Below are 11,315 nucleotides of genomic sequence, written 5' to 3'. Positions count from 1 at the left end.
CGAACATGAAACGCCTGATTCTCTCGACCCTGACCGCCGCCATCCTGGGCGCGTCCGCCGCGGCCTCGGCCGACAACCTGTCGATCGGCTTTGCCGATCCGCTGTCCTCGCTCGACCCGCAACTGAACAACCACGCCGGCGACCGCTCGGTGGCCCTGCACTTCTGGGACCTGCTGATCGAGAACAAGTGGAACAAGCTTCAGCCCGGCCTGGCCGTGAGCTGGAAGCCGCTGGACAGCACCACCTGGGAATTCAAGCTGCGCGAAGGCGTCAAGTGGCAGGACGGCACGCCGTTCACCGCCGACGACCTGATCTACTCGTACACCCGCGCCCGCGCCGTGCCCGGCAGCGTGGCCACCTACGCCGGCTACCTGCGCACCATCGACACGATGACCGCCAAGGACCCGCTGACCCTGATCGTCAAGACCAAGGCGCCCAACCCCGACCTGCCGCTGAACCTGGCGTCGGTGCACGTGGTCAGCAAGCACGTCGGCGAGAAGTCCACAACCGAAGACTACAACTCGGGCAAGGCCATGATCGGCACCGGCCCCTACAAGTTCGTGTCCTATACCCCCGGCGACCGCGTCATCATGGAACGCAACGACGGCTACTGGGGCGAGAAGGCCACCTGGGACAAGGTCAACTACCGCTACATCAACAACGCCGCCGCCCGCACCGCCGCGCTGCTGGCCGGCGACGTCGACGTGATCGACAAGGTGTCGGTGTCCGACCTGGCCAAGCTGCAGAAGGCCGCCAACATCTCGGTCTACCCGTACGACGGCCTGCGCGTCATGATCCTGCAACCCAGCTTCAACCCCGCGCCCAACCAGTACATCACCGACAACAACGGCAAGCCGCTGGACAAGAACCCGCTGCTGGACGTGCGCGTGCGCCAGGCCCTGAACCTGGCGATCAACCGCAAGGCCATCGCCGACCGCATCCTGCAGGGCGCCGCCACCGAAGCCAACCAGTGGATGCCCAAGGGTACCTTCGGCTACAACCCCGACGTCAAGGACATCCCCAACGACGTCGAGAAGGCCAAGAAGCTGCTGGCCGAAGCCGGTTTCCCCGACGGCTTCAAGCTGACCATGCACGTGCCCAACGACCGTTACCCGCAAGGCCCGGAAACGGCCCAGGCGGTGGCGCAGTTCTGGACCCGCATCGGCGTCAAGACGCAAGTGGAAGTGGTGCCATGGGCCGTGTACTCGGGTCGCGCCAACAAGAACGAATTCGCGGTCAGCATGCTGGCCTGGGGCAACGGCACGGGCGAAGCCAGCTACGCGCTGGTCAACATCCTGGCCACCGTCGACGCCAAGAAGGGCCTGGGCGCCTCCAACTGGGGTCACTACAGCAACCCCAAGGTCGACGCCGCGCTGGACCAGTCCACCTCGGAATTCGACGTGGCCAAGCGTGAAGCCATCCTGCGCGACTCGGTCAAGCTGGTGTCCGACGACGTCGGCATCATCCCGCTGTACCACTACAAGAACATCTGGGCCGCCAAGAAGGGCCTGAAGGTCACCCCCATGACCAGCGACCGCACCGCCGCCATGATGGTCACCAAGGACTCGGCCAAGTAAGGCGCGCATCATGGTTCCTACCCTGAGCATCCAACCCGCCGACGCACTCATCGACGTGCCCCGCCAGATCCGGGTGGAGCACGTCGCGCCCGGCCAGACGGTGGAGATCACCGCCCTCACCCGTCGCAACGGCGTGCTGTGGCAAAGCCACGCCGCCTTCGTCGCGGGCGAGGACGGCGTGGTCGACCTGACGCGCGACGCGCCCGTCTCGGGCGACTACAGCGGCCTCTCGCCCATGGGCCTGGTGTGGTCGCAGTCGCCCGTGGACTCGCCCAGCCGCGAGCACTTCAACCACCCGGTCAGCGAGCCGCTGGTCACCGAAGTGGTGGCGCGCGTGGCCGGCGCCCAGAGCGTGGCGCGCTTCACCCAGCGCCTGGCGGCCGAAGGCGTCACCCGCCAGGACGTGCGCGAGGAAGGCCTGGTCGGCACGCTCTACCTGCCGCCCGGCGCCACGCCCGGCTCGCATCCCGCCGTGCTGATCCTGAACGGCTCGGGCGGCGGCATCAACGAACCGCGCGCCGCGCTGTATGCGTCGCGCGGCTACGCCGCCTTCGCGCTGGCCTACTTCAAGGCGCCCGGCCTGTCGGACTACATCTCCAACACGCCGCTGGAGTACTTCCAGACCGGCCTGCGCTGGCTGCGCAAGAAGGTCCAGCCCAGGCACGACTTCGTCGCCATCAGCGGCCAGTCGCGCGGCGGCGAACTGGTGCTGCTGCTGGGCGCCACCTTCCCCACGGAAGTGTCGGCGGTCGTGGCCTACGTGCCCGGCGCCGTGGTCCACAGCGGCCAGAACGCCTGCGACCCCAAGATCGGCCGCGAAGGCCCGACCTGGCTGCTGGGCGGCAAGCCCCTGCCGCACGTCTGGGAAAACAACCGCACCGCCACCTGGGCGCCGTTCGACGAAGGCCCCGCGCCGCATCGCCACGAAAAGGCCATCCTCACCGCGCTGCAGGACCCCGACGCCGTGGCCCGCGCCCGCATCAAGGTCGAGGACATCCAGGGCCCGGTGATGCTGCTGTCCGCCACCGACGACGGCTCGTGGCCGTCCAGCCTGTACTCGAAGATGGTGCGCGACAAGCTGGCCGAGGTGCAGCATCCGTATCCGGTCCAATGGCTGGACTACGAGAACGGCGGCCACTCGATCCTGTTCCCCTACGTGCCCACCACGCAACTGGTCTACGCCCACCCCGTGTCCGGCAAGATCAGCACCAGCGGCGGCAACCCCAAGGACAACGCGCGCGCCGACGAGCAATCGTGGGAAGGCGTGCTGAAGTTCCTGGACACCGCGGTCAAGGCGCGCGGCCAGGCCGCGCCGTCCGCAAACCGCGCCGAAGCCGGCGCCGCCGCCACGCCCGGCAACGCCGGCTGAACGACATCCAAGGAGATTTTCTCAATGGCACAACCCCCCATCGTCTATGACGCCGCCCGCGACCTGGTGGACCAGCTCGTCGGCCTGAAGGCCGACAGCGCCACCTACGCCGTGCGCCACCAGCGCGACAAGGTCGCCGCCGCCACCCAGGGCAGCTACGACGCCCTGTTCGACCCGGCCCTGCCCGGCCTGACGCTGGCCGAGCGCCTGCTGGTCGCGCTGTACGCCGCGCGCCTGACGCCGTCGCCGGCGCTGGCCGCGCACTACCGCCAGCGCCTGGTGGAAGCGGGCGCCAGCGCCGCCGACATCCAGGTGGCCGAGTCCGGCAAGCCGGCGGACGCCGCCGACCCGCGCCTGGCCGCGATCCTGGAGTTCACCCGCAAACTGATCGAAAAGCCCGTCGAAGGCGACGAAGCCGCGCTCAAGACCCTGCCGGCCGCCGGCGTCTCCACGCCCGCCGTGGTCACGCTGTCGCAACTGGTGGCGTTCCTGTCGTATCAGGTGCGCCTGGTCGCCGGCCTGCAGGCCATGCTGGCGCTGGAAACCAAGCCGATCGCGGCCGGCACCCCGCCCGCGCCCTTCCCGGCCAACACCGCCGCCACCGAACCCGGCGACGTCATCAAGGCCCACGGCTTCACCAACGAAGTGCTGGAGTGGAAGGCGTGGCTGGACGTGGTCCAGGTCGACAGCGCCACGCCCGAGCAGATCGCGGTCCTGGAAGAAAGCCACCCCAAGGCCAAGGTCTCGGATTACTACCTGTTCCTGGTGCACCAGCCCGAGATCCTGCGCCAGCGCTCCACCGCGTTCAACGCCATCATGTACGCGCCCGGCGGCCTGTCGCGTGCCGAGCGTGAACTGGGCGCGACCGTGGTGTCGCGCGTCAACGGCTGCGTCTACTGCGCCTCGGTGCACGCGCAGCGCTTCGAGCAACTGGCCAAGCGCAATGACGTGATCGCGCAGGTGTTCGAGGACCCGGCCACCGCCGGCACCACCGCGCGCGAACTGGCGATCGGCAAGTTCTCGATCCAGATCACCGATGCGCCGGCCTCGGTGGATGCGGCCAGCATCCAGGCGTTGAAGGACGTGGGCCTGAGCGACGGCGAAGTGCTGGATCTGCTGCATTCGGACGCGATCTTCGCGTGGGCCAATCGGTTGATGTTGAACCTGGGCGAGCCGGTGGTCGTGCAGGTCTGACGATCGCGCGCGCATCGCGCAGTACCCGGACAGGCCGCGTTTTCGCGGCCTGTCTGCTTTGCGGCTCGCGGTTGATGCCCGTCGTCCGCAGGCGGCCGACAACGCAGCGGCGTGCCGCTTGAACCGCGCACCCGCCTACTTCTGCCGCGCCTCCACCCGCTGCGACAGCAGGTCGTAGAACAGCCGCGCCACCGGATTCAAGGTCTTGCCGCGCGGATGGATCAGCCCGATCGTGCGGCTCACGGCGGGATTGCGCAGCGGCACGCTGACCAGCGTGCCATGATCCTCATCCGGCATCGCCAGCCGCGGCACCACGCCCACGCCCAGGCCCGCCTCCACCATGCTGACCAGCGCCGGCACGTGCTGCACCTCGCAGAAATGGCGCGGCCGGCTGCCGCTGTGCACCAGCGCCTGGTCCATCAGGAAACGATTGCCGCTGCCCTGCGCCAGCGTGATGTACGGATGCGCCTCCAGGTCGGCCCAATCCACCGACTTGCGTTTGGCCAGCGGATGCTTGCGGCTCACCGCCGCCACGAACGGCTCTTCCAGCAGCGGCTTGAACTCGATCTCCGCGTCATTGGCGCCGATGTAGGTCAGCCCGAAATCCGCGTCGCCGCGCGCCACCGCCGTCAGCACCTGCGAGGACGACTCGTCGATGATGCGGATGCGGATGCGCGGATAGCTGGCGTGGTATTCGCGGATCACATCCGGCAGGAAATACGCCACCGCCGACGGCACGCAGGCAATCGTCACCATGCCCGACAACCGCTCGGCCACGTCGCGGATGCCGACCAGCGCGCTCTCCAGCTCATTCAGCACGCTGCGGGCGCGCGGCACGAAGCCGCGGCCGAGGGTGGTCAGCTCGACCTTGCGCGTGGTGCGCGTCATCAGTTGCACGCCCAGCGCCGCCTCCAGCTTGTCCACGCGGCGCGACAGCGCCGACTGCGACAGGTGCAGCGCCTCGGACGCGGCGCGGAAACTGCCCAGGTCGGCCACCGCCAGGAAGGCGCGCAGATCGGCAAGATCGAAATTCATGCGTTTTCATCAAGAATTGAACGAATTTTTGCACTTTACTCGATTCCGAGGGCGGGGCACGATGTCTCCCAGCCGCAACCAATAGCGGCCCGAACAGGAGACCCCACCCATGAATCCGCTACGGAGAGCCTGCCTGCGCACCGCGCTGGCGCTGGCCGCCGCCCCCTTGTTGTCGTCCGCCCCCTTCTCGGCCCACGCCGACGCCTGGCCGCAACGCCCCATCCGCCTGCTGGTGCCCTACGGCCCCGGCGGCAGTTCCGACGTAGTGGCGCGCGCCGTCGCCGTGGAAATGTCGCGCGACCTGGGCCAGCAGGTCATCGTCGAGAACAAGGGCGGCGGACAGGGCAGCATCGCCACGGTGGAAGCGGCGCGCGCCCGGCCCGACGGCTACACGCTGATCCTGGGCCACGTCGGCACCCTGGCGGTGAACCCGACCATGATGCCCAACCTGTCGTATGACCCGCGCCGCGACTTCGCCCCGATCATCCTGCTGGCCAAGCTGCCCATGGTGTTCGCCGTGGGCGCCAAGGTGCCGGCCGCCACCCTGCCCGAATTCGTGGCGCTGGCGCGCGCCAAGCCGGGCGTCCTGAACTACGGCTCGGCCGGCAACGGCAGCGCCGGCCACCTGGCCTTCGAAATGCTCAAGACCGCCGCCGGCATCGACGTGGTGCATGTGCCGTACAAGGGCACCGGCGCCCAGGTCACCGACCTGCTGGCCGGCAACATCGACGCCGCCGCGGCCGGCATCCCCGGCCTGCTGCCGCATGCGCAGGCCGGCAAGATCAAGATCGTGGCCGTCGGCTCGGCCCAGCGCCTGCCGATCCTGCCGGACGTTCCCACCGTGGCCGAACAGGGCTACCCCGGCTTCGAAAGCTCGCAGTGGTTCGGCCTGCTGGCCCCGGCCGGCACGCCGCAGGAAGCGATCTCGCGCCTGCAGGCCGCCGCCCAGCGCGCCCTGCGGACCGACGCCGTGCGCCAGCGCCTGGCCCATGACGCCGCCGAGCCTTCCGGCGCCGGCCCGGCCGAATTCGCCGCCTTCATCGACGCCGAAGAGCGCCGCTGGAGCCAAGTGGTGAAAGACGCCCGTCTTTCCGCCGAATAAGTCCCCCCTCTTTTTTTCACACAAGGATTGCTGATCATGGCCGCCACTGCTGGCTCCCCCTCCCTCGTCCCGGAAACCGAACTGCGCGAGCTTGGCGTGCGCGCCTTCGAAGGCCTGGGCCTGCCGCGCCAGGACGCCGTCGACGTGGTCGACATCCTGGTGCTGGCCGACCTGTTCGGCCTGTCCACCCACGGCCTGTCGCGCATCGAATCGTATGGCGAGCGCCTGCAGGTCGGCGGCATCAACCGCCAGGCCCGCATCCGCGTGGACAGCCCCGCCCCCGCGCTGCGCCTGGTCGACGGCGACAACGGCGTCGGCCCGCTGGTCGGCATGCACGCGCTGCGCGCCGCCATGCAGGCCGCCAGCGAATGCGGCGTGGGCCTGGCGTTCGCCCGCCAGAGCAACCATTTCGGCCCGATCTCGCCCTACGGCCTGATCGCCGCCGAGGCCGGCTACGCCAGCATCATCGGCAGCAACGCCACCACCACCATCGCCCCCTGGGGCGGCACCGACGCGCGCGTCGGCAACAGCCCCATCGGCTTTGCCGTGCCGAACCCGGACGGCGCGCACTTCCTGCTCGACATGGCCATGAGCGTGGTGGCCCGCGCCAAGATCCGCAACGCCCTGAAGGCCGGCCAGGCCATCCCCGACACCTGGGCCACCGACGCCCAGGGCCAACCGACCACCGACCCCAGACAGGCGCTGGACGGCTTCCTGCTGCCGATAGGCGGCCACAAGGGCTACGGCCTGGCGCTGATGGTGGACCTGTTCGCCGGCCTGCTGTCCAACGCCGCCTACCTCACCCACGTCAAATCCTGGGTCGACGCGCCCAACGAACCGCAGAACCTGGGCCACTTCTTCCTGCTGATCGACACCCGCCGCCTGGGCTCGACCCAATGGCTGGCCGAACGCATGAACGACTTCGCCGCCATCCTGCACGCCAGCCCGGCCGCCGACCCGGCCCGCCCCGTGATCCAGCCCGGCGAGATCGAACTGGCCAAGCTGGCGCGCCAGCGCGCCCATGGCATCGAAGTGGCCGCGGACGTCCTGGCCCTGCTGCGCCAACACGCCGGCCAGGGCTGAGCCGGCATCCCGGAGGAGACCGACAACATGAAGAACATCGCCCGACTCACCCTGGTCCTGGCGGCGACCCTGGCCGCGCCGCTGGCACGCGCCGCCGACTACCCGAGCCAGCCGATCCGCCTGATCGTGCCCTACGTGGCCGGCGGCGCGGCCGACATCACCGCGCGCGTGGTCGCGGCCCGCATGGCCAAGACCCTGAAGGGCACCATCGTGGTCGAGAACAAGCCCGGCGCCAACGGCATGATCGGCACCGACTTCGTCGCCAAGGCCGCGCCCGACGGCTACACCCTGCTGCTGGACGCCAGCGGCCCGCTGGTGGTCAACCCGTCGCTGTACAAGAAAACGCCCTATGACCCGTTGAGGGATTTCGCCCCGATCAGCCAGATCACCAGCTACCAGTACGCGCTGGTGGTGCCGCAGCAATCGCCCGCGCACAGCATCGACGACCTGCTCGCCGCCGCCCGCAAGAAACCCGGCGCCGTCACCTATGGCTCGGCCGGCCTGGGCGCCGGCGGCCACCTGGCCGGCGAACTGCTGGCCCTGCGCACCGGCACCCAACTGACGCACGTGCCCTACAAGGGCAACGCCCAGGCCCTGACCGACGTGCTGGGCGGGCAACTGTCGTTCACCTTCGACACCACCGTCACCGCCACCCCGCACATCCAGTCCGGCAAGCTGCGCGCCTACGCCGTCACCGGCCCGCGCCGCGCCTCCAGCCTGCCCGACCTGCCCACCATGCAGGAACTCGGCTACAAGGACTTCGTCATCACCCAGTTCCAGGGCCTGCTGGCGCCGGCCGGCACCGATCCGCGCATCATCGCCACCCTGCACGACGCCGTGGTCCAGGCGGTGAAGGACCCGGAAGTGGTGCGCAAGCTGGCCACCGAAGGCGGCAATGAAATCATCGCCGGCACGCCCGAGGAATTCACGCGCCAGTTGCGCGACGACCTGCAACGCTACCGCCAACTGATCAGCGAAGCCCACATCACCGCGGAGTGACCCCATGTACCAGATCGATATCCTGATCCAGGGCTACCCCGGCCGCGCCGTCTGCCATGGCGGCCTGGGCTGGAGCACCAGCACCCTGCTGCGCTCGGACCGCCACAGGATCCTGGTGGACGTCGGCGCGTTCGGCGTGCGCCACCTGCTCGGCCGCCACCTGGACGCCTGCGGCGTCGCGCCGGCCGACATCACCGACGTCGTCCTCACGCACGCCCACTACGACCACGCCGTCAACTTCACGCTGTTCCCCAACGCCACCGTCTGGATCGGCGCGCGGGAACTGCAATGGGCCGCCGCGCAACCGCCCGGCTTCAACCCGCTGCCCGAACTGTACGTGCGCGAACTCGACCGGCTGGACCGCGTGCGCCGCATCGGCGACGGCGACGCCTTCCTGCCCGGCATCACCGCCATCGCCGCGCCCGGCCATACCCCCGGGCATCTGCTGTTCTACGTCGATGACCCGCGCCAGCCCATCCTCTTCACCGGCGATGCGGCTAAGAACCGCGCCGAGCTGGTCTCGGGCCAGGTAGTCGACACCGCCGACGCCGCTGCCAGCCATGCCAGCCTGGAACGCATCTGGGAATGGTGGCGCAAGCGGCCCGATACCCTGCTCGTGCCGGGCCATGACCTGGGCATGAAACTCGACGCCGATGGCGCGCCGGTCTATGTCGGTGAGCGCCGCGCCGCGATCAATGCGTGGTTCGGGGATGACCTGGAGCCGCAACGGATCGACCTGTGCTGTGCGCCGGGTGCGGGGCGGTACAGCGTGTGAGTCGGCTGCTACCCGGTGTGAACCATCCGCCGCGGCCCTTGAACCGTAGCTGCCGCCTGTGAGCTTCCGCCACGGCAGACAAGCCATCAGCAATCGCCTTTGAATTTCCCACTGTCCTCCACCAATAACGCCATGACCGCGATTTCCAGCACCACCGCACGTTCGGACGTCCCCGCCCATTCCGGCGCCACCAACATCCCCGCCAACATCATCCAGGCCTTCACCCCCACCGGCGCGCTGCGCGCCACCATCAACCTCGGCAACCCCATCCTGGCCACCCGCGACGCCAGCGGCGCCCCCGCCGGCGTCTCCGTCGACCTGGCCCGCGCCTTCGCGCAGCGGCTCGGCGTGGCCCTGGAACTCATCGTCCTGGACAGCGCCGGCAAGGCCGTCGACACCGTCAGCCAGGACGCCGCCGACATCGGCTTCTTCGCCATCGACCCCAAGCGCGCCGCCGGCATCGCCTTCACCGACGCCTACGTCCTGATCGAAGGCGCCTACCTGGTGCGCAACGATTCGCCCCTGCGCGAGATCGCCGAGGTCGACGACCCGCGCCACCGCGTCACCGTCGGCCTGGGCAGCGCCTACGACCTCTACCTGACGCGCGAACTGCAACGCGCCGCCATCACCCGCGCCGCCACCTCGCCCACCGTGGTCGACACCTTCCTGCAGACCGGCACCGACGTCGCCGCCGGCGTGCGCCAGCAACTGGAAGCCGACGCCGGCCGCCTGGGCGGCCTGCGCCTGCTGCCCGGCAGCTTCATGACCATCCGCCAGGCCATGGGCCTGCCGCGCGGGCGCGGCGAAGCGGCGGCGCGCGTCCTGGCCGACTTCGTCGAAGACATGAAACACAGCGGCTTCGTGGCCCAGGCCCTGGCCCGCCACGGCATCGACGGCGCCGCCGTCGCGCCGGCTGCCGGCGGATAGCCGCCGGCTAGTCGGCCGACCCGCGCACGGCTCAACGCCAAGCAGGCCCGCCCTGTCGGCTGCCGGACGGAGAGTCACCGGTTTCGTTAAAATGACGCTTTCCGCCTTCCACTGCGCCCCGCCCCACGCGGGGCGCATTGCCTTACCCCCATGTCCGACAAAACCCACGACATCCGCCCCGGCCAGTCGATTGACCTGCTCAAGGCCCTGCACATCCTGACCCGCGACGGCAAGATGAACCAGGACAGCCGCCGCAAGCTCAAGCAGGTCTACCACCTGTTCCAGTTCATCGAACCGCTGCTCAAGGACGTCCAGCAACAACGCGGCGCCGTCACCCTGGCCGACCACGGCGCGGGCAAGTCGTACCTGGGCTTCATCCTGTACGACCTGTTCTTCAAGGAACAGCCCGACGCGCTGAAGAACGGCTCGCACATCTACGGCATCGAAACCCGCGAGGAACTGGTCAAGTCATCGGAAGAGCTGGCGCAGCGCCTGGGCTTTGGCGGCATGTCGTTCCTGAACCTGTCGGTGGCCGAGTCCATCACCTCCGACAAACTGCCCGCGACCATCGACGTGGTCACGGCCCTGCACGCCTGCAACACCGCCACCGACGACGCGATCCATTTCGCGCTGGAGAAAAAGGCCAAGTACATCGTGGTCGTGCCCTGCTGCCAGGCGGAAGTGGCATCGGTGCTACGCAAGAACAAAGCCAAGGCGCTGGCCGATCCGCTGGCGGAGATCTGGCGGCATCCGCTGCATACGCGGGAGTTTGGCAGCCAGATCACGAACGTGCTGCGGTGCTTGCAGCTCGAAGCGCATGGGTACCAGGTCAGCGTGACGGAGCTGGTGGGGTGGGAGCATTCGATGAAGAATGAGCTGATCATTGCGCAGTACAAGGATCTGCCGCGTCGGAAGCCTGCGGAAAGGCTGACTGAGATGCTGGATCGGATCGGGTTGCAGGAGCTGAAGGATCGGTTTTTCCTGCCGGAAGCGGCTTGAGAATTGAAAAAGGACCTTGCGAGGTCCTTTTCTTATTGAACGCTCGTCTCGGATAGGGATGAGAATGTCACCCTTGGCATTGCTGCCAATGTGCGTCACGCCCATACTCATCTTGCGATCGCAACAACGATCGTCCGGATTGACAGCCGGAAGAGCAAGGGCGGGCAGCCGCTGCAACAGCGGCGTTTTCATGTCCGTAGGCTGACGTACGTCCCTCCATGGGCGAGCCTTGGCTGGGGCACCTTCGTGTGCGCC

Annotated in this window: 10 protein-coding genes; 9 read left to right on the top strand and 1 reads right to left on the bottom strand. The window is 68.7% G+C overall.

Annotated features, from left to right (window positions below; genetic code table 11):
• Nucleotides 1-5 precede the first annotated feature (5 nt).
• Genes SB816_RS10960 through SB816_RS10950 form a run of 3 tightly spaced genes read left to right on the top strand, consistent with a single transcriptional unit; the run spans nucleotide 6 to nucleotide 4,140 of the window.
• A complete protein-coding gene (locus tag SB816_RS10960) occupies nucleotides 6-1,577 on the top strand; it encodes an ABC transporter substrate-binding protein (RefSeq protein ID WP_049054664.1) in 1,572 nt (523 codons plus the stop codon).
• A 10-nt stretch (nucleotides 1,578-1,587) separates the two neighbouring features.
• Nucleotides 1,588-2,946, top strand: a complete 1,359-nt coding sequence (locus SB816_RS10955; protein ID WP_410546952.1) for an acyl-CoA thioester hydrolase/BAAT C-terminal domain-containing protein — start codon at nucleotides 1,588-1,590, stop codon at nucleotides 2,944-2,946.
• A 24-nt stretch (nucleotides 2,947-2,970) separates the two neighbouring features.
• Nucleotides 2,971-4,140 (top strand): CMD domain protein, encoded by a 1,170-nt coding sequence (locus SB816_RS10950; protein WP_082401910.1) that lies wholly within the window; start codon nucleotides 2,971-2,973, stop codon nucleotides 4,138-4,140.
• 135 nt (nucleotides 4,141-4,275) lie between these two features.
• Here the strand turns inward: SB816_RS10950 and SB816_RS10945 are convergent, their stop codons facing one another.
• The gene (locus SB816_RS10945) at nucleotides 4,276-5,175 is read right to left on the bottom strand and encodes a LysR family transcriptional regulator (RefSeq protein WP_006387054.1); all 900 of its coding nucleotides are present in this window, start codon (nucleotides 5,173-5,175) and stop codon (nucleotides 4,276-4,278) included.
• Between the two features lie 109 nt (nucleotides 5,176-5,284).
• Between SB816_RS10945 and SB816_RS10940 the strand changes: the two genes are divergently transcribed.
• From SB816_RS10940 to SB816_RS10915, 6 genes are all read left to right on the top strand, one after another.
• Nucleotides 5,285-6,277 (top strand): Bug family tripartite tricarboxylate transporter substrate binding protein, encoded by a 993-nt coding sequence (locus SB816_RS10940; RefSeq protein WP_410546951.1) that lies wholly within the window; start codon nucleotides 5,285-5,287, stop codon nucleotides 6,275-6,277.
• Between the two features lie 36 nt (nucleotides 6,278-6,313).
• Nucleotides 6,314-7,360 (top strand): Ldh family oxidoreductase, encoded by a 1,047-nt coding sequence (locus tag SB816_RS10935; protein ID WP_410546950.1) that lies wholly within the window; start codon nucleotides 6,314-6,316, stop codon nucleotides 7,358-7,360.
• Between the two features lie 27 nt (nucleotides 7,361-7,387).
• Nucleotides 7,388-8,359: a Bug family tripartite tricarboxylate transporter substrate binding protein gene (locus SB816_RS10930; protein ID WP_410546949.1), complete on the top strand. Its 972-nt coding sequence runs from the start codon at nucleotides 7,388-7,390 to the stop codon at nucleotides 8,357-8,359.
• Nucleotides 8,360-8,363: 4 nt separating this feature from the next.
• Nucleotides 8,364-9,134 (top strand): MBL fold metallo-hydrolase, encoded by a 771-nt coding sequence (locus SB816_RS10925; RefSeq protein WP_343719818.1) that lies wholly within the window; start codon nucleotides 8,364-8,366, stop codon nucleotides 9,132-9,134.
• Nucleotides 9,135-9,266: 132 nt separating this feature from the next.
• Nucleotides 9,267-10,061 carry an ABC transporter substrate-binding protein gene (locus tag SB816_RS10920; protein ID WP_410547125.1) on the top strand — a complete coding sequence of 265 codons (795 nt, stop codon included), beginning with the start codon at nucleotides 9,267-9,269 and terminating at the stop codon, nucleotides 10,059-10,061.
• A 150-nt stretch (nucleotides 10,062-10,211) separates the two neighbouring features.
• The gene (locus tag SB816_RS10915; RefSeq protein WP_410546948.1) at nucleotides 10,212-11,060 is read left to right on the top strand and encodes a class I SAM-dependent methyltransferase; all 849 of its coding nucleotides are present in this window, start codon (nucleotides 10,212-10,214) and stop codon (nucleotides 11,058-11,060) included.
• The last annotated feature ends 255 nt before the right edge of the window (nucleotides 11,061-11,315 follow it).

Origin of the sequence: Achromobacter sp. SIMBA_011, from assembly GCF_046535435.1 — a bacterium.
Classification (GTDB): Bacteria; Pseudomonadota; Gammaproteobacteria; order Burkholderiales; family Burkholderiaceae_B; genus Achromobacter; species Achromobacter dolens.
The sequence above is the reverse complement of the archived record's forward strand: the minus strand, read 5'-3'. Positions and strand labels throughout refer to the sequence as shown.

What these genes read in the sequence shown, in the direction of transcription:
- SB816_RS10960 (WP_049054664.1), top strand. Translation starts at nt 6, where the DNA reads ATGAAACGCCTGATTCTCTCGACCCTGACCGCCGCCATCCTGGGCGCG.
- SB816_RS10925 (WP_343719818.1), top strand. Translation starts at nt 8,364, where the DNA reads ATGTACCAGATCGATATCCTGATCCAGGGCTACCCCGGCCGCGCCGTC.
- SB816_RS10920 (WP_410547125.1), top strand. Translation starts at nt 9,267, where the DNA reads ATGACCGCGATTTCCAGCACCACCGCACGTTCGGACGTCCCCGCCCAT.
- SB816_RS10930 (WP_410546949.1), top strand. Translation starts at nt 7,388, where the DNA reads ATGAAGAACATCGCCCGACTCACCCTGGTCCTGGCGGCGACCCTGGCC.
- SB816_RS10940 (WP_410546951.1), top strand. Translation starts at nt 5,285, where the DNA reads ATGAATCCGCTACGGAGAGCCTGCCTGCGCACCGCGCTGGCGCTGGCC.
- SB816_RS10955 (WP_410546952.1), top strand. Translation starts at nt 1,588, where the DNA reads ATGGTTCCTACCCTGAGCATCCAACCCGCCGACGCACTCATCGACGTG.
- SB816_RS10945 (WP_006387054.1), bottom strand. Translation starts at nt 5,175, where the DNA reads ATGAATTTCGATCTTGCCGATCTGCGCGCCTTCCTGGCGGTGGCCGAC.
- SB816_RS10915 (WP_410546948.1), top strand. Translation starts at nt 10,212, where the DNA reads ATGTCCGACAAAACCCACGACATCCGCCCCGGCCAGTCGATTGACCTG.
- SB816_RS10950 (WP_082401910.1), top strand. Translation starts at nt 2,971, where the DNA reads ATGGCACAACCCCCCATCGTCTATGACGCCGCCCGCGACCTGGTGGAC.
- SB816_RS10935 (WP_410546950.1), top strand. Translation starts at nt 6,314, where the DNA reads ATGGCCGCCACTGCTGGCTCCCCCTCCCTCGTCCCGGAAACCGAACTG.